General features: G+C 70.1%; 15 protein-coding genes. 8 read left to right on the top strand and 7 right to left on the bottom strand.

The genetic code is table 11. The annotated features are described in order from the left end of the window. Positions 1-589 precede the first annotated feature (589 nt). On the top strand, positions 590-1,042 hold the full coding sequence (locus tag HFP89_RS15590) for a nucleoside deaminase (RefSeq protein ID WP_168718606.1): 453 nt from the start codon (positions 590-592) through the stop codon (positions 1,040-1,042). A 238-nt stretch (positions 1,043-1,280) separates the two neighbouring features. On the opposite strand, the gene HFP89_RS15585 is transcribed toward HFP89_RS15590, so the two are convergent. Continuing rightward, on the bottom strand, positions 1,281-1,763 hold the full coding sequence (locus HFP89_RS15585) for a DUF427 domain-containing protein (RefSeq protein ID WP_168718605.1): 483 nt from the start codon (positions 1,761-1,763) through the stop codon (positions 1,281-1,283). Between the two features lie 516 nt (positions 1,764-2,279). Between HFP89_RS15585 and HFP89_RS15580 the strand changes: the two genes are divergently transcribed. Further along, positions 2,280-4,397, top strand: coding sequence for an alpha/beta fold hydrolase (locus tag HFP89_RS15580; protein ID WP_168718604.1), 2,118 nt, complete (start codon positions 2,280-2,282; stop codon positions 4,395-4,397). Between the two features lie 91 nt (positions 4,398-4,488). Here the strand turns inward: HFP89_RS15580 and HFP89_RS16405 are convergent, their stop codons facing one another. After that, positions 4,489-5,574, bottom strand: a complete 1,086-nt coding sequence (locus HFP89_RS16405) for a GGDEF domain-containing protein (protein WP_168718603.1) — start codon at positions 5,572-5,574, stop codon at positions 4,489-4,491. Between the two features lie 145 nt (positions 5,575-5,719). On the opposite strand from HFP89_RS16405, the gene HFP89_RS15570 reads away from it, so the two are divergent. Next, a complete protein-coding gene (locus HFP89_RS15570) occupies positions 5,720-7,972 on the top strand; it encodes a M36 family metallopeptidase (RefSeq protein WP_168718602.1) in 2,253 nt (750 codons plus the stop codon). A gap of 169 nt (positions 7,973-8,141) precedes the next feature. Next, on the top strand, positions 8,142-9,995 hold the full coding sequence (locus tag HFP89_RS15565; protein ID WP_168718601.1) for a diguanylate cyclase: 1,854 nt from the start codon (positions 8,142-8,144) through the stop codon (positions 9,993-9,995). Between the two features lie 18 nt (positions 9,996-10,013). Here the strand turns inward: HFP89_RS15565 and HFP89_RS15560 are convergent, their stop codons facing one another. Beyond that, positions 10,014-10,928, bottom strand: coding sequence for an MBL fold metallo-hydrolase (locus HFP89_RS15560; RefSeq protein WP_206212411.1), 915 nt, complete (start codon positions 10,926-10,928; stop codon positions 10,014-10,016). A 118-nt stretch (positions 10,929-11,046) separates the two neighbouring features. Between HFP89_RS15560 and HFP89_RS15555 the strand changes: the two genes are divergently transcribed. Beyond that, positions 11,047-12,159 (top strand): EAL domain-containing protein, encoded by a 1,113-nt coding sequence (locus HFP89_RS15555; protein WP_168718600.1) that lies wholly within the window; start codon positions 11,047-11,049, stop codon positions 12,157-12,159. A gap of 1 nt (position 12,160) precedes the next feature. Here the strand turns inward: HFP89_RS15555 and HFP89_RS15550 are convergent, their stop codons facing one another. Beyond that, entirely contained in the window at positions 12,161-14,323 is a 2,163-nt protein-coding gene (locus HFP89_RS15550; RefSeq protein ID WP_168718599.1) for a serine/threonine-protein kinase, read from the bottom strand. 378 nt (positions 14,324-14,701) lie between these two features. Here HFP89_RS15550 and HFP89_RS15545 point away from each other — a divergent pair, with 378 nt between their 5' ends. Together HFP89_RS15545 and asnB are read left to right on the top strand one after the other, a co-directional pair. Beyond that, positions 14,702-16,999, top strand: coding sequence for a S8 family serine peptidase (locus HFP89_RS15545; RefSeq protein WP_168718598.1), 2,298 nt, complete (start codon positions 14,702-14,704; stop codon positions 16,997-16,999). A gap of 87 nt (positions 17,000-17,086) precedes the next feature. Then, on the top strand, positions 17,087-18,787 hold the full coding sequence (asnB, locus tag HFP89_RS15540; RefSeq protein WP_168718597.1) for an asparagine synthase B: 1,701 nt from the start codon (positions 17,087-17,089) through the stop codon (positions 18,785-18,787). On the opposite strand, the gene HFP89_RS15535 is transcribed toward asnB, so the two are convergent. The 3 genes from HFP89_RS15535 to HFP89_RS15525 are packed head-to-tail and all read right to left on the bottom strand — an operon-like array spanning position 18,772 to position 20,530. After that, positions 18,772-19,344: a hypothetical protein gene (locus HFP89_RS15535; protein WP_168718596.1), complete on the bottom strand. Its 573-nt coding sequence runs from the start codon at positions 19,342-19,344 to the stop codon at positions 18,772-18,774. The genes asnB and HFP89_RS15535 overlap by 16 nt on opposite strands. Next, positions 19,341-19,910 (bottom strand): hypothetical protein, encoded by a 570-nt coding sequence (locus HFP89_RS15530; protein WP_168718595.1) that lies wholly within the window; start codon positions 19,908-19,910, stop codon positions 19,341-19,343. Before HFP89_RS15530 ends, HFP89_RS15535 begins: the two co-directional genes overlap by 4 nt. Next, positions 19,907-20,530, bottom strand: a complete 624-nt coding sequence (locus HFP89_RS15525) for a hypothetical protein (RefSeq protein ID WP_168718594.1) — start codon at positions 20,528-20,530, stop codon at positions 19,907-19,909. The genes HFP89_RS15530 and HFP89_RS15525 overlap by 4 nt, the downstream gene beginning before the upstream one ends. 106 nt (positions 20,531-20,636) lie before the next feature. On the opposite strand from HFP89_RS15525, the gene gltB reads away from it, so the two are divergent. Beyond that, positions 20,637-25,124 carry a glutamate synthase large subunit gene (gene gltB / locus HFP89_RS15520; protein WP_168718593.1) on the top strand — a complete coding sequence of 1,496 codons (4,488 nt, stop codon included), beginning with the start codon at positions 20,637-20,639 and terminating at the stop codon, positions 25,122-25,124. The last annotated feature ends 209 nt before the right edge of the window (positions 25,125-25,333 follow it).

Below are 25,333 nucleotides of genomic sequence, written 5' to 3'. Positions count from 1 at the left end.
TTTCACCGTCATCCCGGGGCGCCGCAGGCGAACCCGGGATCTCGTGATGCTGTCGCCATGGTTCTACGGGCAATTCCGTCACGAGATTCCGGGTTGCGGCTGCGCCGGCCCCTGGACGACGAGGTGTGGGTGGAGCGCTGGCACCTCTTCCCCCGTCGTCATTCCGGGGCGACGCTCCTATTTCACCGTCATCCCGGGGCGCCGAAGGCGAACCCGGGATCTCGTGATGCTGTCGCCATGGTTCTACGGGCAATTCCGTCACGAGATCCCGGGTTCCGGTTGCGCCGGCCCCGGAATGACCATGTACAGAAGGCCGGCGCCACGGTTCTACGGGCGATCGCGTCACGAGATCCCGGGTTCCGGCTGCGCCGGCCCCGGAATGACCATGTACAGAAGGCCGGCGCCACGGTTCGACGGGCAATTCCGTCACGAGATCCCGGGTTGCGGCTGCGCCGGCCCCGGGATGACGGTGCTCATCATCGACCGCCGACGTTCCCGCCTATCGCGGGGTCGACGCTCCCGCCGCCGCGCTTGACCTGTAGCGCGCGATCGCGCAACCTCGACGCGTTCCCCTCCTGCGAGTTCGCCAATGGCCACGCCCGACCGCGACCCCTTTCTGACCGCCGCCATCGAAGAGGCCCGCGCCGGGCGCGCCGAGGGTGGCATTCCGATCGGTTCGGTGATCGTCCACGACGGCACCATCCTCGGCCGCGGCCACAACCGCCGCGTGCAGCAGGGCAGCGCCGTGCTGCACGGCGAGATGGACGCGCTGGAAAACGCCGGCCGCCAGCCTGCCTCGATCTATCGCGACGCCACGCTCTACACCACGCTGTCGCCGTGCTCGATGTGCAGCGGCGCGATCCTGCTCTACGGCATCCCGCGCGTGGTCATCGGCGAGAACCGCACGTTCATGGGCGAAGAAGACCTGCTGCGCGCCCGCGGCGTGACCGTCGAGGTCGTCGACGACGCCGAGTGCGTGCAGCTGATGGAGGACTTCATCCGCGACTGCCCGGAACTCTGGAACGAAGACATCGGGGTGTAACGGCAGGGGCAAGGGACGAGGGGAGAGGGACGAGTACGACGCCAACCGCGATCGCCGGGGTCGATCGCAGGACGAAGGCCGAGGGGCAAGGGATACGGGGCGGGCAGAATGGGAACAGGAACAGGAACAGGATCAAGGGGAAAGGGGACAGGGGACAGGGACGGGTGGATCGCGCCGGGATCGACCGCCGAGTCTCGGCCATCGGGACTCGCCCCGCGTCCCTGGCCCCTCGACGCAGCTACCAGCCCCGCGTTCCCGGGCCGCCCTTGAACGGGCCCTTGACCCAGTCGAGGATCCAGCCGCCGTAGAAATCGCCTTCCTGGGGCGTGACCCGCTCGCCGGCCACGAAGCAGGCTTCGACCTTGCGCGCGTAGAACGAGACGTGGTCGCGGATGCGCTCGTCGGTGGGGTCCGGGTAGGCCCAGCAGGCATCCCGGACCCGCCCGTCGACGGTTTCCAGGTCCCAGTAGCGAGCCTGGCCCTTCCACTCGCAGAAGGTCCGGGTGCGGTTCTCTACCAGCCGGGAGAAATCGACGTCGTCGGGCGGAATGTAGAAGCACGGCGGATGCGAAGTCTCGAGGATGCGCAGGGCCGAGGTGGTTTCGGCCAGGACCCGGCCGTCCTGCTCGACGCGGATCGGCCAATCGACGGCCTCGATGCGCGGCGGCCGCGGGTAGTCCCAGACCGATTCGTGATCGGGCAGCGGTGAATGCGTGATCATGGCGGGAGCCTAGCGTACCCCGCCACTCATTGTGTGACGTATAGCGTGCGCCTGAATCGACAGGGCAAGGCGCGGCCCGCAGTGAATGGCCAGCCCTCTGCAAGGGACGCAACGCCGTAATGTCGGTTCGGGCGCGCTCCTTGAAAGGGCGAGCCGGAGCGCCTTCATCCGCGGCGTTCCGTCGCCTGGAAAGGACGCTGCCATTCCCTGCGAGACAGGCCTTGCAGCCGAACGCTCTCCGGCTCGCTCTTCGTTACCCGACCAGTGGCGGGGTGCACGGGAAGGCGGGCGTCAACCGGCCGTCATCAAACGGTCGTCATCAACCGGCCGTCATCAACCGGCCGTCATCAAACGGTCGTCATCGACTCATCGTCAGTGCAGCGCCCGTCGCTCGTGCGCTCCGGGATCGAACCGGGCCCGTCCGGCCCGGTTCGGACGCCAGGGACCATCGGCACATGGCGCCGGGACCCCGGACACCGCATACTCGAGCCGTTTCCGGACCCCGAGAACTGCCCGATGCACCTCAGCTCACCGACCCTCGCCGCACTGGTTGCGGCCCTCCTCCTGCCCCTGGCCGCGGACACCGTTCTCGCCCGGCAGGCACCCTCGCCGGACGACAACGCAGCCGCACCGCCGCTGATCGACGGCGCGCTGCCGGCGGTGGCACAGGCGCCGGTCGATTTCGAATGGCTTCGACGACCCGGCGTCGAGTCGGTGGTCTGCCCGTTCCGCGAGGCGATCGACTACGACCCGGGCGATCTCGAATGCGGCCTGATCCGGGTCCCGGAGAACCGCGAAGTCGCCGGCAGCCGGACGATCGAGCTGCTGTTCGTCAAGGTCAACGCGACCGGTGAGGACGCCGAGGGCGAGCCGGTCGAGGTGCGCGACGACCCGGTGCTCTACCTGACCGGCGGGCCGGGCGTGACCGTCAAGGGCTACGCCGAACGGCTGAAGGACCACTCGATCGCGCACAAGCGCGACCTCTACATCCTCGAGCAGCGCGGCATCGGCAACTCCGGCGACTTCTGCCCGTTCTGGGGCAGCCGGGACCGGGCGTCCCGCGTGCGCGGCGATTACGAGGAAAGCCAGCGTGCCGCGCTCCAGGACGGCCGCGCCTGCATCGCGCGCGCGCGCGGCGCGGGCGTCGATCCGACCGGCTACCACACCTTCGAAAACGCCCGCGACGTCAAGGCGCTGCGGCTGGCGCTGGGGCTGAATTCCTGGAACGTCTGGGGCATCTCCTACGGCTCGGTGCTCGGTCAGGCCGTGCTGGAGGTCGATCCGGAAGGCACCGAAGCGATGATCATCGACGCGATGGTCCCGCTGGACCTGAACCAGCTGATGCGTCTGCCGAACTGGTATGCGCGCCTGCTCGATCGCTTCTTCTCCGCCTGCGCCGCGCAGGACGACTGCGCCGATGCCTACCCCGAGCTCGAAGCGCGCTACCGAAGCGCGATCCAGGCGATGCTCGATGAACCGATCGAGGTCGAGGTCCCGGCCGGCGAGCGCTACCCGGAAGGCCGCGCCTGGATCTTCGCCGACCTGGTCGCCGGCATGCCGTTCGGCCTGTCCTACGAGCAGGCAACGCACGCGGCGATCCCCGCGATCATGAACGGCCTGGCCCGCCAGGTCGAGCGCAACAACACCGACTTCTTCCGCGCCATTGCGCTGGCCGACGGCGGCATGGGCGTATCGGTCAGCATGGGCATGGCCGCCAGCGTGCGCTGCCTGGACGGGTATTTCGAAATGAACGCCATCGAGGCACCGCGAAGTCTGGACGAGCACCCGCTCTACGCCGCGGCCTTCGGCACCGGGCCGGTCACGACCGAGGCCGCCGCACTGTGCCGCGAGCTCGGGCTGGACCCGCGCGATCCGGCGCTGTACGAAATTCGCGACACCGAGGTGCCGCTGGTCATCGCCAACGGCGCCTGGGACCCGATCACCCCGCCGCCGCTGGCCCGCTACGTGGCCGAGAAGATTCCTTCGGCCCGCTACGTCGAGTTCCCGCACGCCGGCCACGGTCCGACCCGCTCGATCGAGTGTGCCGGCGACTTCATGAACGACTTCTTCGACGACCCCGACGCCGAGCTGGACATGGACTGCGTCGACAACGGCGAGGACGCGGCCGACTACATCACCTCGGTGCTCGAGACCGATGCATTGCAGCGCGCGCTGATCCTGGCCGAGACCGGCGAGGAGAAGCGGCTGGGACTGCACCTGGCCTGGGGCGGCGCTTCGCTGGCCGTGGCGCTGTTCGGCCTGGTGCTGATCCCGGCTGCCGCGGTCACCCGCCGCCTGAACAAGGAGCCTACGCGACGCTCGGGCAAGGCCCGGCTGATCGCCGGCCTGGCCGCCCTGGCCGCGGTGCTCTACCTCACCGGCCTGGGCGTCGGCGGCGCGATGGCCGCGAACGTCACCCCGGCGCTGCTGCTGTTCGGCCTGGCCGGCCCGGCACCGTGGATGGCCTGGTTCGGTCCGCTGGCGGTGGTGCTCGGCCTGTGGGCGCTGGTCAGGACGATCGGACAGCGCAAGGCGATCGGCCGGGCGACGCTGACGGGCCTGGTGCTGGTGGCGCTGGCGGCCATCAGCGTCGGCATCTTCGGGCTGGCCTGGGATCTCTGGCCGATCGGATGATCCGGGGTCAGGGTCCGGGGTCCGGATTCGTTTTCGATCGATCGCCAGTCAGCGGCCTTCGTCCGCGGTTGGCTGTTGGCACGGCTCCGGGTCAGTCGGCACCGGTGGGATCGGCGCCGAGGCGCCCGGTCTTCGGGGAGGCCGCAGCCGGACCGCCGGCGTCGGGCGAGGCGGCCAGTTCGATGCGGTTGCGCCCGCCCTGCTTGGCGCGATACAGGGCGCGGTCGGCGCGCGACAGCCAGGTCGGCCAGTCCTCGCCGCTGTTGAGCACCGCCACGCCGGCCGAGAACTGCAGCACCTCCCCGCCGAAGGCCAGCCGACCGCTGACGCGCTGGTGCAGTCGGCGGACGACGTGTTCGGCATCGCCCGGAACGTCGCCGCGCAGCAGCACCACGAACTCCTCGCCGCCGAAGCGATAGAACCCGTCGACCGAGCGGATCGCCGCACGGACCGCATCGGCGAAGGACTTCAGCGCCTCGTCGCCGACATCGTGGCCCTGGCCGTCGTTGATCCGCTTGAAGTGATCCAGGTCGATGAGGGCCAGCGCGAACGCCTGGCCGGTCCGGCGGTGGATCTCGAGCGCCGCGTTCAGGTCCTGGCGCATCTGGCGGCGGTTGCCGGCGAAGGTCAGCGGATCCTGCAGGGCCAGCGTCATCAGCTGGTCCTGGTAGCTCGCCAGGCGATGGGCGAAGATCCAGGCGAAGGTCGTGACCAACAGCGCGGTGACGATGTAGGTCACGCCTTCGAGAACGGACTCGAACAGGCTGGTCTCGATGATCAGGATCGTCATCAGGATCAGGTTGGCGGCCAGCGCGAAGCGCCGCGAGGTCAGGAGGAAGTTGACCCAGAGCACGACGTAGCCCCACAGGATGCCGGTTCGCCCGAACATCGCGGTCGACGCGATGCAGGCCACGACCGTGACCACGCAGAAGAAGATCCCGGCGCGCCGGGTCTCGCCGGAGCGCAGCGCGTAGACCAGCACCAGCAGCATGCTGACCACGATCATCAGGTTCACGGTGCCGCCGAAGTAATAGTCGAAGGCGTAGCGGTAGATCACGAAGCCGGTGACCACCGAGGCGGCGAGCAGGCCGAACAGCACGATCATCGAGAACTGATAGTCCTCGCGGAACTGCTGCCGAACGCGGCTCCAATCGATTCCGGAACGGATGCTGGGCACCGTCGAACGACCTCGCGGAACGGGACTCCCGGCACCCAGTGTACCCCGGCCGCCACGGCTGCCCGTGCACTCGGTCAGCGCGCCGAGCGCGCGTTCATGCCAGAATGCGGCGCTGGGGGATCACTGACAACTCATGGAATCTACAATGCGATCGATGCTTCGTGGCCTGGCACTGGCCGCCCTGGTGCTCTGCGTGAACGCAACGGCAGGCACACCGCAAGACCTGGCCCTGCAGGCGCTCGAGCAGCGCGCCGCGAGCCTCGGCCTGCGCGCCACCGACCTGGCGGACGTGCGCATCCGCGATGCCTTCACCAGCCGCCATAACGGCGTGACCCATGTCTGGATGCAGCAGTACGTCGACGACCTGCCGGTCGCGCTCGGCGTGGCCAACGCCAACGTCCTGGCCGACGGTCGGATCTCCAGCCTGCACAGCCGGATGAGCGCCGAGGCCCGCGCACGCGCGGCGAACCGCACGCCGACCCTCGATGCGATCGACGCGGTGATGCGCTATGCCTCTGTCCGCGATCTCGATACCCGGGTTCTGCCGCGGATCACCGAGCGGACCAGCGACGAGGACCTGACGCTGTCCGGCGGCTCGCTGGCCGACGGTCCGATTCCGGCCCGGCTGTCGTGGTACGAACACAAGAACCAACTGCGGCTGGTCTGGGACATCGCGGTCGATGAAGCGGGACGGCCCGACTGGTACAACGCGTTCATCGACGCGCACAGCGGCGAGATCCTGTTTACCGTCAACTGGACCCAGGAAGTCACCTACCGGGTGTTTCCGGAACCGCTGGAGCACCCCGGCGAAGGCCCCGATCAGCGGGTCGTCGATCCGCACGACCCGACCGCCTCGCCGCTGGGCTGGCACGACGACGGCAACCAGGCCTACACCGACACGCGCGGCAACAACGTCCGCGCCCAGGACGACCTGGATGCCAACAACACCGGCGGCAGTCGCCCGGACGGCGGTGCGGCGCTGGTGTTCGACTTCCCGATCGACCTGGCCACCCAGCAGCCGATCGACTACCTCGACTTCGCGATCACCAACCTGTTCTACTGGAACAACCGCCTGCACGATGTGTTGTGGCACTTCGGCTTCGACGAGCCGGCCGGCAACTTCCAGGTCGACAACTTCGGCAACGGCGGCGTCGGCGGCGATCTCGTGATCGCCGATGCCCAGGACGGATCGGGCACCAACAACGCCAACTTCTCGACCCCGCCGGACGGCTCGCCCGGCCGGATGCAGATGTTCCGCTTCACCGGCTCGGCGCCGCCGGTCGTGCGGATCGATGCCCCGGCGCCGAGCGCCGGCGACTACCCGGTCGCCGTGGCCGGCTTCGGCGGGGCCGTCGACGGCACCGGCGCGGTCGGCACGCTGCAGCTGGTCGACGACGGTTCGGCCTCGCCGGAACAGGGCTGCGGCGCGCTGCAGGGCTTCACCGCCGGCCGGATCGCGGTGATCCGTCGCGGCGGCTGCGAGTTCGGCCTCAAGGCGCTGAACGCCGAGCAGGCCGGCGCGATCGCCGCGATCATCGTCAACAACGACGGCGGCAACGGCACCATCACCATGGCGCCCGGGGCGGTCGGCGACCAGGTCACCGTACCCACCGTCATGGTCGGCAACGCCGACGGCGATACCTTCATCGCCGATCTCGGCGGCAGCGTCAGCGGACGCGTGTTCAGCCCCGGCAGCACCAACCTGGACCGGGACAGCGACCTCGATGCCGGCGTGATCGCGCACGAATACGGCCACGGCCTGTCGATCCGGCTGACCGGTGGACCGTCGAACTCCTCCTGCCTGTTCGGCAGCCAGCAGGCCGGTGAGGGCTGGAGCGATTTCCTCGCGCTGTGGTTCACCGCCAAGCCCGGTGACCAGGCCAGCGATCTGCGCGGCGTCGGCGGCTATGTAACCTTCCGCGAGAACATCCCCGGCGCCGGCATCCGGCCGTTCCCCTACACCCGCGACATGACCGCGAACCCGGCGACCTACGAGACGGTCGGTTCGGTCAGCGTCCCGCACGGGGTCGGCACGGTGTTCAACAGCGCGCTGTGGGACATGTACTGGAACCTGGTCGACAAGCACGGTTTCGATCCGGACTTCATCGGCGGCAACGGCGGCAACCACATCGCCATGCAGCTGGTCATCGACGGGCTGAAGCTGCAAGGCTGCGGCCCGACCTTCCTCGACACCCGCGATGCGATGCTGGAAGCCGACCGGATCAACAACGGCGGGGCGAACCAGTGCGAGATCTGGAACGCCTTCGCCCGTCGCGGCATGGGCGCCGATGCCAGCGATGGCGGCGGCCCGACCACGCTGGCGGTCAGCAACGGCTTCGCGCTGCCGCAGAGCTGCGGCGAGAACTTCTTCCGCGACGGCTTCGAGACCCTGCCCTGAGGCCACCCGGCGTCCGGACCGCTCCCGGTCCGGACGCGTGGGGCCGGCCGGCAGGAACGATCACCCTCGGGTCACGATCCACCATAATCGCGGGATGCCGCGCGCCCCCGCCCTGTTTCCATCTTCGCCCGGTCGCGCCGGCTCCGCTGCGCGGCGCGCGGCGGGGGTCGTGCTGGCCCTTGTCCTGTGCGCGGCATCGAGCACATCCCGAAGCATCGAGCCGGCCGAACTGGCCGACTGGAACTGCGAACCCGACGCCGTCGATGCACCCGCCGAACGACTCGACCGCCTGGCGGCCATGGCCGAGGCCCTGCCGGCCGCCCCGGCCGAGCTCCCGGCCCGCTGGCACTATTGCCGGGCCACCGCGTTGGAAATGGCCGGCCGCCTCGACGAGGCGCGCGCAGCCTACACCGACGCGACCGAGGCCCACGCCGAACTGCCCGACACGACGGCCGACCATGTCCGGAGCCTGCTCGGCCGCTCCTACGTCGACTATCTGCAGACCAACGATCCGGCGCGCTACTGCGCCGACCGGGCCGAGGCGGTCCGGCTCGCGCGAAGGCTCGACGCGCCCCGGGTACTGATCGAAGCGTTGACGCTGCAGGCATTCTGCTTCGGCCAGCGGCCCGCCGACCTCGACGAAGGACTGGCGCGGCTGGACGAAGCGCTGCAGATCGCCCGGACCGAAGGCCTCGATCCCGGTGAAACCGCGATGATCCACAACGCCACGGCCAACCTGTACCGGCGCAACCAGCTGCTGGACCTGGCCGATCGCCAGCTCGCGCTGGCCCATGACGCCTGGGCGGCCGAGGACGATCGACAGGACATGTTCAACATGCTGCACGGTCGGATCCAGGTCGCGATCCAGCGCGGCCGCTGGGACGACGCCGAACGGCACCTCGAGTCCATGCGCGCCCTCACCGAGCGCTCACCGTCCTTCGCCGACTTCCCGTTCTTCCTCGCCTTCAATCGCGGTGCGATGGAACTGGCCCGCGGTGATCACCAGGCCGCGATCACCGCGCTGGACCGCGCACTGGCGCTCGAGGGCAGCACCGGCGAGCGCTATTTCGTCGCGACCACGCTGCGCCTGCTGGCCCGGGCGCACTTCCAGGCCGGCAACCCGACGGAGGCGGCCGGACACGCCCGGGCGTTCCTGGCGCTCGGCGAACCGCCGGCCGGCGATCCCGGAGCGCTGTCGGCCACGGCCATCGCCGCCTACGCCGACGGCGACCCGGCCGCGGCGCTGCGCACGCTGCTGCGCGCGCTGGACGCCGAACAGGCGGCCGGTCGCGATCGCATGCAGCGCAACGCGGCCAGCCAGGCCACACTGCACGACCAGCGGATCGAGGATTTCCAGTCGGCGATCCTGCGCGAACAGCTGGCCAATCGCGAACTCCAGCTCCAACAGGCTCGCCAGCAGCAGCAGACCTCGCGCGTGGTCAACGTCCTGGCCGCCGCCGGCGCGCTGGTCCTGGCGGTCCTGGTCGGCTTCCTGCTGTGGTCCCGTCACCGCTTCCGCGAGCACGCCCGGACCGATGCGCTGACCGGCGTCGCCAACCGGCGCTACGCGATGGAGCGGGCCGAGCGCTTGTTCGCGCAGAGCGTCGATTCCGGCGACGAGTTCGCCCTGCTGCTGCTCGATCTCGATCACTTCAAGAGCATCAACGACCGGCACGGCCACGACGCCGGAGACCGCGTCCTGCAGGGCGTGGTGCGGGCGTTCCTGCAGGCGCTGCCCGGCGATGCCGTGCTCGGCCGGCTCGGCGGCGAGGAGTTCCTGATCGCGCTGCCGGGCAGCGACCGCGCACGGGCGCTCGCCCAGGCCGAGCGGGTCCGGCGGGCGGTCGCCGATCGGCCGATCGACGCCGGGGTCAGCGAAGTGGCGTTGACCGTGAGCATCGGCGTGGCCGCGCGCGGCGCCGCGACGGCGTCGCTGAACGCGCTCTATCGACGCGCCGACCAGGCCCTGTATGCGGCCAAGCACGATGGCCGCGACCGGTCGTCCGTCGACATCGACGAGTGAGCCGGCGACCGGGAGCGCTCAGCCGTCGCCGCGCATGCCCCGGACGTTCATTTCGACGAAGCGCGCCGGGCCGATGAACCCGCCACCCCAGAACTCGTCGAAGTCGGCGGTCGGCGCCTCGGCCTGGATGGCTTCGAGGTCGAGGCCGGCGTCGAGGTGGGTCCGCAGGCGCTCGTGCACCGCCGCCAGCATGTCGCGGTAGCGGGCCAGCTCGTCGCGGCCGATCACCGGCCCGCCGTGGCCGACGATGATCCGGGTCGATGCGCCCGACATGCCCAGCATCCGGTCGACCGCCGCGATCAGGCCGTCGAGCCGGCCGCCCGAACCGTAGTCGATGAACGGATACATGCCGTAGAACACGATGTCGCCGGCGTGGATCACGTCGGCCTCGCGCAGCCGGACGATCGCGTCACCGTCGGTGTGGGCGTGCGGCACGTGGATCGCATCGACGGTGTGCCCGCCGAGGTGGAAGGTGACGCGGTCGTTGAAGGTCACCACCGGCAGTGCTCCGTCCGGCGCCGGCGGCACGTCGCGCTCGAAGAAGGCCATGAACTGCCCGGTCGACAGGCGCTGGCGCACGTTGTCGTGGGCGACGATCAAGGCACCGGCCTCGGCCAGGTTCTCGTTGCCCCCGGTGTGGTCGCCATGCCAGTGGGTATTGAGGACGAACCGGATCGGCGCGTCGGTGATCGCCGCCACCGCGGCCTGAATGCGCTCGGTCAGCGGCGCGTACTGATCGTCGATCAGGAACGCGCCCTGCTCGCCGACCACCAGGCCGAGGTTGCCGCCGGCACCCTGCAGCACGTGGACGCCGTCGGCCACTTCACTGGCGCGGATCTCGACCGAGGAAAGATCCTGCGCGATGGCCGGGGCGGCCAGCAGGGCGGCAAGTCCGGCCACCAGGCACCGGAACGGGTGGGACGCGATCATCATGCGCTACTCCGAGTGGATCGCCCGAGCATACCCTGATCCGATCGCGTCGCGACAGTGGCGAGGGGGCCGGCCGGCAGAGTAGTATCGACGCGTTGCATGCGGTTTCGCGGAGCACGTCATGGCCCGACAGGCCTACCTCGAAAGCTTTTCCAGGCGCGGCACCGGCCAGCGCTTCGATCTGGTCCGCTTTCCGGCCGAGATCGGCCGTCACCCCGACTGCGCCATCACGCTGAACGTCGAGCGGGTCTCGCGACGGCATGCCCGCATCGATCGCGAGATCGACGGCTCGCTGAGGGTCACCGACCTGGGCAGCACCAACGGCACCTACCTCAACGGCGAGCGACTGACCGCCCCGGCCGAACTGGTCCACGGCGATGTCCTGCACATCGGCGACCAGGAATACCGGTTGATCCAGACCGAGATCGACGACGGCCCCGAGCTGGATGATGCCACCCGGATCGGCATCACGACGCTGCCGAGCGACTTTCCGACCCAGGCCCGTGAATTCAACGAACTGCTGGCGGGCAAGCAGGTCTGCGGCTATCGCCAGGCCATCGTCCATGCCGACGGCTCACCGTTCGGCTTCGAGCTGCTCGGCCGGGCCACTCACCCCCGGCTCGATGCCGGACCGGGCCCGATGTTCAAGCTGGCCGAGGCGCTCGGCGAGCAGGTCAGGCTCAGCGAGCTGCTGCGGCGCATCGCCTTCGCCGAGGCCGCAGCCTGCGGCCTGACCGAGCCGCTGTTCTTCAACACCCACCCCGAGGAATGCAAGGACGACGGCCGCCTGCTCGACGAGCTGACCGCGCTGCGCGAGGCCCATCCCGGTCTGAACCTGGTGTTCGAGGTGCACGAAGCGGCGGTCACCGATCTCGAGCGGATGGCCCGGATCCGCGAGCGACTGCGCGGGCTCGACATCCGGCTGGCCTACGACGATTTCGGCGCCGGCCAGGCCCGGCTGCTGGAACTGATCGAGGTGCCGCCGGACGTGCTCAAGTTCGACATCGCGCTGATGCGCGGCCTGGACGGACCGGACTCACCGAAGTACCGGCTGCTGCGGACGTTGAACACGATGATCCAGGAGCTGGGCGTCCGGACGCTGGCCGAAGGGGTCGAAACCGAGGTCCAGGCCGAGGCCTGCAGGACCCTGGGCATCGACTACGTGCAGGGCTTCTTCTACGGCCGGCCCGAGCCGCTGCTCCCGGCCGCGGCGGACGCGCCGCGAACCGGCTGACTCAACCGGCGGCGGCCGCGCCGGCGCGCAGCGCGCGCAGGCGGGCGAGCACGTCGCGGGCCACCTCCCGAGACGCGTCGCGGGCCTTCTCGTCGGCGTTCAGGCCGACGTATTCCAGCTTCTGGCGGACGATCGGACCGAGGTTGCGGCGCTCGTGCAGCGCGACCACCCGGACCTGCAGGCTGGCCAGGTACTGGTAGTCGGTGCGGCCATAGAACTGCAGCTGGCGCTCGCCGGTCGGCACCACGTCGGCGAACACCAGGATGTCGGCGCCGGCGTCGAGCGCGGCCCGCATCATGTCGGGCAGCGTCTCGGCATAGGCCATGCCGTCCAACAGGACCTCGTCCATCAGTTCGAACGAGGCGCGGTTCAGGGCCTGCTCGAGAAACTGCTCGACCGGCCCGGCCACCGCCGGATCACCCGTTGCGATGACCAGCACGCGCGGCGCGGCCGGGTTCCAGGCCGGTTCCGGCGGCGCGGTCTCGACCCGGGCCACGGCCTGCTCGGGATCGAGCGCCGGCCTGTCCAGCCCGGCCGGCGGCTGCTCCGAGGCCTCCGCCGAGGGCGCGGATTCGGCCGGCTGCGGCTCGGCCAGGCGGGCGAGTGTCGGTGCCGCGTCGGCCGGGCGAACCGAGGCCGCCATGGCTGCATCGGCGTCCTCGTCCGGCGACCCGGCGGGCTCGTCGGCGGCGGTCCGGACGTCGAACCGGAATCCGGCGCTGCCGTCGGACGGGTCGTCGACCCCGGCCAGCGCAGGGTCCGGGCCGGCCGGCTGCATCGACGAATGCGTCGAGCCGGCGATCGATTCGTACACCGGTTTCTCCACCGGCTGGCCCGGCGACGCGGTCGTCGCCAGCGTCTCGGCGCCGTCGTCGGCGATGTCCGTTCGATTCACGGACCCGACAGCAGCGAATTCGGCCGCAGTCTCGTCCGTGGACCCGGACCCGGCCGGCGGCGCAGACGTCGGATCGGCGTCCGACGGGACGGCCGGGGCCGTGACCGTGGCCTCGCGCTCGCCGACGCCTCCCCCCTCGTCCTCGCCGAACCAGCTGACCAGCGGCCGCTCGCTGCCGGCCAGCAGGTACCAGGTCGACGCGCCGGCGCCACCGACCAGCAGCAGCACGAACAGCGCGGCCACGGCCAGCCCCTTGCCGGAGCTGCCGCCGGTGTCCAGTGCCTCGGTCCTGGCCGCCGGGGCGGCGGCCTGCCCGGTCGGCGGCGCATCCGGCGACGGCACCGCCGCGGTGGCGGCCACGGTCGGGGTCTCGGCGACCTCGCCGGCCGGGACGGCCGTGCGGCCGGTTTCGACGGCCTCGTCGAGCACCACGTCCTTGGCCCAGCGCGGCTCGCGTCCGGCGCGGTAGTCCTCGATATCGCTGATCAGTTCGTTGCAGTGCTGGTAGCGCATCTTCGGGCGCTTGGCGATCATCTTGGCCAGGATCTTCTTGACGCCCTCGTCGACGTTCGGATTCAGCTCCTTGATGTCGGGAATCTTGGCCTCGACCACCTTGGTCATCATCTCGAACGGGCTGTCGGACTTGAACGGCGTGTCGCCGGTGAGCATCTCGAACAGCACCACGCCGAGCGAGAAGATGTCGGAGCGCTGGTCGACGTCCTGCGACAGGCAGACCTCCGGCGAAAGGTAGTTCGGCGTGCCCAGCCCGATGCCGGTGGTGGTCAGCCGGGTCTCGGCGTTCTCGTCGCGCGCGATGCCGAAATCGACGACCTTCACGCCGCCGTACCTGGTCAGCATGATGTTCTCGGGCTTGATGTCGCGGTGGACGACGCCCTTGTCGTGCGCCGCGGCAAGTCCGCTGGCCACTTCCTGCAGGATCTTCAGCGCCCGGGTCGGCTGCATCTGGCGCTCGCGCTGGATCAGCGCCTTGAGCGAATCGCCCTCGACGAACTCCATGACGAAGTACGGCTGATCCTCGTGCCGGTCGACCCGGAAGACCTGGACCAGGTTGGGGTGGTTCAGGTCGGCAACCACGCGCGCCTCGCGGATGAACCGCTCGGCCACGGCATCGTCGTTGACCAGCTGGTTGCCCAGCATCTTGATCGCCACGTTGCGTTGCAGGCTCTCCTCGCGGGCCATGTAGACCACGCCCATGCCACCGCGGCCCAGTTCCGAAATGATTTCGTAGTCACCGATCTTCTTGGCCATGCCACCCTCCCGACGGCTCGTGCTTGGTCCCGCGCTGCGGGTCGAGTTCATTCTACGCCGGCCGATTTCGTGAATCGATCGACCGACCGGGGCCGAAGGGCGACGATTGCGCGTCACCTTCTTCCCGGCGTTCCGGCACAGTCTCGCGCCTTGGCGCTGAACCCGGACTGAACGGTGCCCGAGGCTCGCGTCGGTGGACCGCCGTGGCCCGGGCAACGGATCGACGCGCGCCGATCCGACGCGCGACACCCCGGTCACGATCGATGCACGACGACTCGGCGATGGATCGAAGACGCGCTTTGGGCTACAGTCACGCGCTCGATCGCGCACGCATTTGCGCGTTGCTACGTGAACCACCGCTCGAAAAGGCCACTCCGCATGCTCAAAATCGTTGTTCTGTCCGGCTTGCTGCTTGCCGCCGGCCCGCTCGCCGCCTCCGAGGACACCTGGCTGCGCATCGATCGACCGACCGAGGCACAGCGTTCGGCGATGCCGCCCGAGGCCATCGACTACGGCGGCTTCCTGTGGGTTCCGGCGTCGGCTGCGCGCGGCGCGGCGATGCTGGATGCCGGGCCGGTCCGGACCGTCGATTCGCCGTTCGCGATGCACGTGGACCATCAGCGCCTCGATCCACGCGAGGCCTTTGCCGCCGACGCCGAGGGCCTGATGCGGGGCACCGCATCGGCCGAGGCCGATTTCCGGCTGGTCCAGTTCGAAGGACCGATCAAGGCCGAGTGGCGGGCCGCGCTGGCGGCCGCCGGGGCCCGACCGGTGCAGTACCTGGCCCCGTTCGCCTACATCGTCTGGGCCGACCCGGGCGCGATCGAGGCGGCCCGCGCGCTGAAGCACGTCCGCTTCGCCGGGGAATTCCCGCCGGTGCTGCGGATTCCGATGCAGGCGCGGCGCACACCCGATCCCCACTCGCATGCCATGGCGCTGATCCATGCCGGCAGCGCAGCGCGCGTCGTCGAGCGACTGCGCCAGGCCGGGGCCGAGGTGGTCGGCGAGGCGGCGAAAGTCGACGCTGAGCTGGCCAGCCTGCAGCTGCGCGCCCTGCCCAGCGCCTTCGAGCGCCTGGCCCGGATCCCGGGCGTGCTGACCGTCCAGCAGATCGGCCAGGACGCCGGCCCGCGAGGCGAAATGAGCAACCAGTCCGTGGTCGGCGGCTGGACGCTGGATCCGATGGACAACCGCGTGCTGGAACCGGGCTACCTCGACTGGCTGACCCCGACCGGGCTGGACGGCTCGGGCATCACGGTGGGCATCGTCGACAACGGCATCCAGGACACCCATCCGGACCTGGTCGACAACATCGGCAACTGCGCCGGCAGCGGCCCCAGCTGCGGCAACGCCAGCGGCAGCCACGGCACCCACGTGGCCGGCGCGGTCGGCGGTTCGGGCGCATCCGGCGTCGTCGATCCGGCCGGCTTCCTGCGCGGCCAGGGCGTGGCGCCCGGCGTCACGCTGGTCGAACAGCTCTACGGCCCGCTGGTCGGCGCCGGCCCGGGCGGCATGGTGCCGAACGGCATGCTCAGCATCTATCGCGACGCGGCCGACTCCGGCGCCCAGCTGACCAACAACTCCTGGGGCCCGACCGGCAGTCCGCAGGGCTACGACATCCCGACCATGGAAATCGACTTCATCAGCCGCGACGCCGACCCGGACACCCCGGGCCAGCAGCCGGTGCTGGCCGTCTGGTCGATCATGAACGGCGGCGGGGACGGCTTCGGCAGTTGCTCGCCCAGCTCGCTGGGCTCGCCGGACGAGGCCAAGAACCTGTTCGCGGTCGGCTCGACCCGGCTCCAGACCGGCGTCGGCGCCTTCACTTCGGACTTCTTCAGCGTCTCGTCCAACAGCGCCCACGGGCCGGCCTGCGACGGCCGGCTGGTCCCGCACATCGTCGCGCCGGGCTGCAGCACCGATTCACCGGACAGCGCAAGCGGCTATGGCCTCGCCTGCGGCACGTCGATGGCCTCGCCGGTGGTCTCCGGCGGCGTGGCGCTGTTCTGGCAGCAGTACCGCGCCGAGTTCGGCACCGACCCCAGTCCGGCGATGGTCAAGGCCGCGTTCACGCCGATCGCCTCGGACCTGGTCGGCAACAACGATGCCGACGGCAACGAACTCGGCCACCGCCCCGACCGCAAGCAGGGCTGGGGCCGGCTGGACCTCGACGCGGTCGTCAATCCGCCGTTGGAACGCCGCTTCTTCGACCAGCAGACGGTGCTGAACCAGAGCGGCGACAGCTGGTCGGTCCAGCTGGAACCGGCCGACCCGACCGAGCCGGTGCGGCTGATGCTGGTCTGGACCGACGCGCCGGGCCCGGGTACCGGCGGCACGACCGCGGCCTGGGTCAACGACCTGGACCTGGAGGTCGTGACCGGCAGCGACATCTACATCGGCAACCAGTTCGGCAGCGACGGGTTCTCCACATCCGGCGGCGAAGGCGATTCGATCAACAACATGGAAGGCGTGTTCCTGCGCGCCGACCAGGTGCTCGGCGAGCCGTTCACGGTCAACGTGCTGGCCGTCAACATCGCCGAGGATGCGCTGGACGTCTACGCCGACCCGCCCGGCCCGCCGCGCCAGGACTTCGCGCTGGCCTGCTACAACTGCCGCGAACTGCCGCCGAGCGAAGACCTGTTCGCCGACGGTTTCGAGCTGCCGCCGGCACCCTGAGCGGGACCGGCATCGACGCCGCGGGCCGTCCCGCGGCGTCGTTCCCACGCATAATGGCGCCGAATCCGCCTCGCGAGACGCGCCGCCATGTGCTCCATCCTCGGTTTCCTCGACCGTCCCCCGAACGATGACGGCCTGCGCGGCGATGCGCTGGCCCGCTCGAAGCGCCAGCGCCACCGCGGGCCCGACTGGTCCGGCGTGCACGAAGACGACGGCGCGCTGATCTGCCACGAACGGCTGGCCATCGTCGATCCGTCAAGCGGCGCCCAGCCGCTGTATTCGCAGGATCGCCAACAGGTGCTCGCGGTCAACGGCGAGATCTACAACCACCGCGCGCTGGAGCAGCGCCATGGCGTCGGCGATGCGCTGCAGACCGGATCGGACTGCGAGGTCATCCTGCCGCTGTACCGCCGGCTGGACCCGAGCGAACTCTGCCGATCACTGAACGGCATCTATGCCTTTCTGCTGTGGGACCGCGCCCATGATGATGCGGGCGGCCGCTACCTGGTCGCCCGCGATCCGATCGGCGTCATGCCCCTGTACTGGGGCCATGACGCGGAAGGACGACGCGTCGTGGCCTCGGAACTGAAGGCCATCCACGATCTCTGCGACGACGTCGAGGCCTTCCCGCCCGGCCACGTCTACGACTCGGCCACAGACACCCTGACCCGCTTCTTCGATCCGCCCTGGCGCCACCACCTGCCGTCGGCGGCAAGCGCACCTCCGGCGATCCTCGACGAAGACGAAGCGGTCGCCGCGCTGGCCCGGGCACTGGACGCCGCGGTCACCCGCCAGTTGATGTGCGACGTGCCCTACGGTGCGCTGCTGTCGGGCGGACTGGACTCGTCGATCATCGCCGCGCTGGCCGCCCGCCACGCCGCGCGCCGGGTCGAATCCGGCGAATCCGAACCGGCCTGGTTCCCGCGCCTGCACACCTTTTCGGTCGGTCTCGCGGGCAGCCCGGACCTGGCCGCGGCGCAGCTCGTGGCCGACCACATCGGCTCGGTCCACCACGGCTTCACCTACACGATCCAGGAAGGCCTGGACGCGCTGCCCGACGTGATCGCGCACCTGGAGACCTTCGACGTCACGACGATCCGCGCGGCCACGCCGATGTTCCTGATGGCGCGCAGAATCAAGGCCATGGGCATCAAGATGGTGCTGTCCGGCGAAGGCGCCGATGAACTCTTCGGCGGCTACCTGTACTTCCACAAGGCGCCGAACGCGAAGGAATTTCACGAAGAGACCGTGCGCAAGGTCGATGCCCTGCACCGCTTCGACTGCCTGCGCGCCAACAAGTCCACCGCCGCCTGGGGCGTGGAAGCGCGCGTGCCGTTCCTCGACAACGAGGTCATCGACGTCGCGATGCGGATCGACCCGGCGCTGAAGATGACCGGCCCGGAGCGGATGGAAAAGCACCTGCTCCGACGCGCCTTTGCCCACCTGCTGCCCGAATCGGTGGCCTGGCGGCAGAAGGAACAGTTCTCCGACGGGGTCGGCTACGGCTGGATCGACGCGCTGCGCGAGAACGCCGAGCGGGAAGTCAGCGCCGCCGAATTCGCCGCGGCCGGACAGCGCTTCCCGATCCACCCGCCGCAGACCCGGGAAGCGTTCTACTACCGAAGGCTGTTCGCCGAGCTGTATCCCTCCGACGCCGCCGCACGAACGGTGCCGGGCGGCAAGTCCATCGCCTGCTCGTCGGAGGCCGCGCTGGCCTGGGATCCGGACTTCGCCAACCGCGCCGACCCCTCGGGCCGGTCCGTGGCCGGGGTTCACCGCGGCGGCTGAACCGGGTCCGGTCCGGCCGGGTCGCGGGTCGGCGCATGACCGAAGGCCACGCCGGCCTGCTGCACCGCGCCGGTCAGCGCGGCCAGCGCCAGCGGCCACAGCACCGCGGGATGAAGCATCTCGGCCGCGCCCGGGCCGAACGCGACCAGCACCGCACCGAACCCGGTCAGGACCACCGCCAGCACGGCCGCTCGAAACCTCGAACGCGCCTGCCCAGGCCGCGGCCGACCGGACGGCAGCTTCTCGAGCCTTGCCTCGTGCCGAGCGAGCCAGGCCCGGTCGGCCAGGTTGCTGAGGTAGGCCCAGGCGAGGATCAGCGACCAGAACAGCAGCGGCCGCGCCGCCAGCGTCGGCTCGACCGCGCCACACAGCATCGCCAGAACAACGGCCAGCACCACGAGCTTGATGCGCTGCAGACGGGTCCAGGACGCGCGCACCGGCGCGGCGTGGCCGGCGACGCGATAGGCGGCCGGAACCAGGTCGTGGACCACGATCAGCGGCCCATGGCCGCGGTCGACGGCCTCCGATGCCGACCCCGGTGGTCCCGGCGCAGTCATTGCGCCAGACCCCGCCGTTCGCGCCGGACCCGGACATGCCGGGCCAGCTTCGGCAGCCCGTCGGCCAGCATCCACGCGATCGCCACGATCGCCACCAGCGGATGGACCAGCGGGTCGGCGCGAAATCCCTGCCAGAGCATGAAGACGATGGCCATCGCCCCGGCGACGGTCAGCAGCCCGACCCAGGCGACGGAGCGCTCGAGCGCGCGAGCGTCGCGCCAGGCCTCCAGGGCCCGGTCGTGCGGTTCGACCGGCTGCAGCGACGACGCGTGCCGCGCGGCCCACTGCTCGTTCAGGGTCCGGTTCAGCAGCCACGCGACAAGAAGCAGCAGGCCGCTGAACAACGGCGATTGCGCAAGGTCGGTGAACGGAATGGTCAGCCCGGCCGCCAGGGCAAGGCCCGCGACGAGCCAGCCGCGAGCGGTTTCGAGCCGCCGGCGCGACGCCACGACCTCGTCCCAGTTGCGGATCACCCGGTAGGCCGGCCCTTCGCCGAACCGCGGCACGATCATCCGCAGTTCCTCGATCATCACCGCCGGCGGCTTCGGCGCGGCCGGATCACTCATCGGCCGAGCGACTCGCATTCGCCCCGTTCACCGGCTTCGGCCGATTCGCGCGTGCGCCGGATGAACCAGACCCGCAGCGCCGCGGCGGCCTCGATGGCGAACAGCGCGGCCAGCGGCCCGACCGTCCACGGCCAGGTCGTGATGCCCGCATCCATGAAGAACGCGACCCCGACCATCCCGGCCGCTGTCGACATGAACACGGCGTGGAAACCGACCTGCAGCGCCGTGGCGTGGCCGTGCGCGACATCCATCCGTGCGCCCACGCCGAGCGACCGCATCGGAACGCGGACCAGGTCCTGTCGATGGCGGCGCAGCCAGAACCAGGAAGCCAGCCCGCGTGCCAGCAGCACCAGCCCGATGAGCCCCCAGAACAGCAGCGGCTCGTCGAACAGGACGGCGCTCCCGTACCGGGATGCGCTGATCGCGCTGACGAGGATGACCACCGGTGCGACGGCAACGGTTGCGCCCAGCACCCGGAGCGAGACTTCGCGGCTCCAGGCCCGCCGTTGCCCCGGCGTCACATCGGACACCCGGTAGACCGGGCCGAACCAACCGAACGGCAGCAGCCAGCCTTCGGGATCGAACGTGAGCGAATCGGTACGTTGGGTCTGTTCTTTCACTTGCAGGAATCCCCATTCCGTAGACGCCGACCACAGGATACCCAGCCGCCCGGACCGGCTCAAGCCCGCGTCACTTCGGCTTCACGCGGGGAGCGGCGAATTCGCTATGCTGGGAAACCCGCCATACGCTGGAGTACGGTCGTTGGCCACGCTGTATCACCCGGATTTCGAACACGACGCCTGCGGCTTCGGGCTGATCGCCCGGCTCGACGGTCGGGCCGAGCACCGCACGGTGGCCGACGCGGTGCAGGCGCTGAACCGGCTGACCCATCGCGGCGCCGTGGCCCCCGACGGCAAGACCGGCGACGGCTGCGGGCTGTTGATCGGCACGCCGCGCGCGTTCCTGCGCGCGGTGGCGGCCGAATCCGGCCTCGAGCTGCCCGAGCGCTTCGCCGTCGGCCAGCTGTTCCTCGACCACGAGGACGGGAAGGCCCGGGCCCAGCGGAAGCGGCTCGTCGACGCGCTGGACGAGCGCGGCCTGGCCGTGGCCGGCTGGCGAACGGTGCCGGTCGACCTCGACGCGCTCGGCGAAAAGGCCCGGGCCACCTGCCCGCGCATCGAGCAGGTCTTCGTCACCGCAGCCGACGGGATCGACGACGCCGAGCTGCAGCGGCGCCTGTTCATCGCCCGACGCCGCGCCGAGGCCGCCACCGACCCGGCCGAGGCGTTCTATATCGCCTCGCTGTCGGCGACCACGCTGTCGTACAAGGGCATGGTGATGCCGGAACACCTGCCGGCATTCTTCCCCGACCTGGCCGACGAGCGACTCGAAACCAGCGTCGCACTGTTCCACCAGCGCTTCTCGACCAACACCCTGCCGCGCTGGCGGCTGGCCCAGCCGTTCCGGCTGCTGGCCCACAACGGCGAGATCAACACGATCCGCGGCAACCGCAACTGGGCCCGCGCGCGTCGTCACCTGCTGGCCTCGCCCGACCTGCCGGAGATCGCCGAGCTCGACCCGCCGGTCGACCTGCACGGCTCGGATTCCTCGTCGCTGGACCAGATGCTCGAACTGCTGGTCATCGGCGGCATGCCGCTGCCGCAGGCGCTCAGGCTGCTGATTCCGCCGGCCTGGCAGACCGCCGACAACCTCGATGCCGACAAGCGCGCCTTCCACGAGTACTTCGCCTTCCACCAGGAACCCTGGGACGGCCCGGCCGGGCTGGTCATCACCGACGGTCGCTGGGTGGTCTGCGGACTGGACCGCAACGGCCTCCGGCCGGCGCGCTGGACCCGCACCACCGACGACCGGCTGATCGTCGCCTCGGAAACCGGGGTCGTCGACGTGCCCGTCGACGAGGTGGTCGCGCGCGGCCGGCTGGGGCCCGGCGAGCTGCTGGCCGCCGACCTGGTCGAAGGCAGGCTGGAAACCGCCGCCGAGATCGACGACCGGCTGAAGACGCTCAAGCCCTGGCAGGACTGGCTGAAGGCCGGCGTGCGCTACCTCGATTCCGAGCTGGTCGATGTCCACATGGCCGCCGAGCCCTTCGACGCCGACACGCTGGCGACCTACCAGAAGATGTTCAACCTGTCGCGCGAAGAGCGGCGCGAGGTCATCCAGGTGCTGGCCGAGACCCAGTCCGAGGCGATCGGCTCGATGGGCGACGACACGCCGATGCCGGTGCTGTCGACCCGCATCCGCTCGCTCTTCGACAGCTGCCGCCAGCAGTTCGCCCAGGTCACCAACCCGCCGATCGACAGTCTTCGCGAGCGCATCGTGATGTCGCTGGAAACCGGGCTGGGCCGCAAGGGCAACGTGTTCGACCCGACCCCGGAAATGGCCGAACGCGTGGTCCTGAACTCGCCGGTGCTGTCGCAGCGAAAGCTCCGCCAGCTGGTCAATACGCCGCAGTTCGGCCTGGACTCGGTGCTGCTCGACCTGAACGTGGCCGAGGACACGCCGCTGGACGAGGCGCTGGACGACCTGTGCCGACAGGCCTCCGAGGCGGTCGAGGCCGGCAAGCTGCTGCTGATCCTGTCGGACCGCTACCTCGAAAAGGGCAAGCTGCCGGTCCACGCGCTGCTGGCCTGCGGCGCGGTCCACCATCACCTGCTGGCCACCGGCCAGCGCCCGGCCTGCAACCTGATCGTCGAGACCGGCACCGCGCGCGACCCGCACCACTTCGCCTGCCTGATCGGCTTCGGCGCCACGGCGGTCTACCCGTACCTGGTCTACCAGACGCTGCAGGACATGGTCACCGCCGGCGAGATCGAGCACCCGCGCGACCACGCGATGCAGCTGGGCCGGGCGTACCGCCGGGGCATCCGCAAGGGCCTGTTCAAGATCCTGTCCAAGATGGGCATCTCGACGATCGGCTCGTACCGCGGCGCGCAGCTGTTCGAACTGGTCGGGCTCGACGAAACGATCGTCCAGCGCTGCTTCCCCGGCGCGGTCTCGCGGCTCGGCGGCGCGACCTTCGACGACCTGTGGGCCGACCAGAAGGCGCTGGCGCGCTGGGCCTGGGACCTGCGCATGCCGATCGAGCACGGCGGACTGTACCGCTACGTGCACGGCGGCGAGTACCACGCCTGGAACCCGGACGTGGTCACCGCGCTGCGCACCGCCGCGCAGACCGGCCAGCGCGCCGACTACCAGCGCTACAAGGCCCTGGTCGACGGACGCGAACCCTCGATGATCCGCGATCTCCTTCGTTTGCGCAGCGATCATGCATCGATCAGCGTCGAAGATGTCGAGCCGGTCACATCCATCGTCAAGCGCTTCGATTCGGCCGGCATGAGCCTCGGCGCGCTGTCGCCGGAAGCCCACGAGGCCCTGGCGATCGCGATGAACCGGCTCGGCGCGCGCTCCAATTCCGGCGAAGGCGGCGAGGACCCGGCCCGCTACGGCACCGAAAAGGCCTCGAAGATCAAGCAGGTGGCCTCCGGACGCTTCGGCGTGACCCCGGACTACCTGGTCTCGGCCGAGGTCATCCAGATCAAGATCGCCCAGGGCGCCAAGCCCGGCGAAGGCGGCCAGTTGCCCGGCCACAAGGTCGACGGCCTGATCGCTCGCCTGCGCTTCGCCACGCCGGGCGTCGGTTTGATCTCGCCGCCGCCGCACCACGACATCTACTCGATCGAGGACCTGGCCCAGCTGATCTACGATCTGAAGGAGGTCAACCCGACGGCGCTGGTCTCGGTCAAGCTGGTCGCCGAACCCGGCGTCGGCACCATTGCCGCCGGCGTGGTCAAGGCCTACGCCGACCTGATCACGATCTCCGGCTACGACGGCGGCACCGGGGCCAGCCCGCTGACCTCGGTCAAGTACGCCGGCGCGCCGTGGGAAACCGGCCTGGCCGAAGTGCGCCAGGTCCTGCGCGCCAACGGCCTGCGCGGCCAGGTGCGGATCCAGGCCGACGGCGGCCTGAAGACCGGCACCGACGTGCTCAAGGCCGCCGCGCTGGGCGCGGAATCGTTCGGCTTCGGCACCGCGCCGATGATCGCGCTGGGCTGCAAGTACCTGCGGATCTGCCACTTGAACAACTGCGCGACCGGCGTGGCGACGCAGAACGCCGTGCTGCGCGAAAAGCACTTCGTCGGCCTGCCCGACATGGTCGTGAACTACATGCTCGGCGTGGCCGAGGACGTGCGCGAGGGCCTGGCCGCGCTGGGCCTGCGCTCGCTCGACGAACTGATCGGGCGCACCGAGTACCTCGAACGCTGCGACGGCCTGACCGCGCGCCAGAACCGACTGGACCTGGCGCCGCTGCTCGACGACGGCGAAGTCGCCGACGACGTGCCGCGCGCCTGCCGGGTCGAGCGCAATCCGCCGCACGACCCCGGCGCGCTGGCCGCGCGGATCGCGGCAGCGACCAGTACCGCAGTGGCGTTCGGCACCGGCGGCGAGTTCGCGTTCACGATCCACAATCACGACCGCTCGATCGGCGCTCGACTCTCCGGCGAGATCGCGCGCCGCCACGGCGCAGACGGTCTGACCGACGCACCGCTGACCCTGACACTGACCGGTACCGCCGGCCAGAGCCTCGGTGCGTTCAACGCGGCCGGACTGCGCATCCAGCTGACCGGCGAGGCCAACGACTACGTCGGCAAGGGCATGGCCGGCGGCCGCATCGTCCTTCGCCCGCCGGCCGGCATTCGTTACCGGGCGAACCTGGCCCCGATCATGGGCAATACCTGCCTGTACGGCGCCACCGGCGGCGAGCTCTTTGCCGCCGGCACCGCCGGCGAACGCTTCGCCGTGCGCAACTCCGGCGCCGTGGCCGTCGTCGAGGGCACCGGCGACCACGGCTGCGAATACATGACCGGCGGCGTGGCCGTCATCCTCGGCCGCACCGGGATCAACTTCGGCGCCGGCATGACCGGCGGCTTCGCCTACGTCCTCGACCTCGATCGCGGTTTCGTCGACCGCTACAACCACGAGCTGATCGACATCCACCACATCGAGCCGGAGTCGATGGAAAGCCACGTCCACCACCTGCGCAACCTGATCACCCGGCACCGGGAGTTGACCGGCAGCGCTTGGGCGTCGGAGGTCCTCGACGACTTTCGCAGGATGCTGCCGAAGTTCTGGCTGGTCACGCCGAAGGCGACGGACCTGGAGGTGTTGATCCGGGGATTGAGGGAGGCGGCGTGATGACGAAGGGGTTCGTCGCTTCTTTCCTTTTCGTTCGGTGGGCCGTAGATGAGATGCCTGCGATCCAGGCACGGGCGAGACATTCAAAGTCACAGGCGTTTCGCCCGCTCGCTGCGCGAGCTTTCGGCGAGGTACTTTTGTGGCCCCAAAAGTACCCAAAAGGGCTGCGCGAACATCGCCGCCCGGCCTGCGGCCGGGTGCCCTGCGAT

This window comes from Wenzhouxiangella sp. XN79A, from assembly GCF_012272825.1.
Classification (GTDB): domain Bacteria; phylum Pseudomonadota; class Gammaproteobacteria; order Xanthomonadales; family Wenzhouxiangellaceae.
Note: the sequence above shows the minus strand (reverse complement) of the source record. Positions and strands in the feature narration are given on the sequence as shown.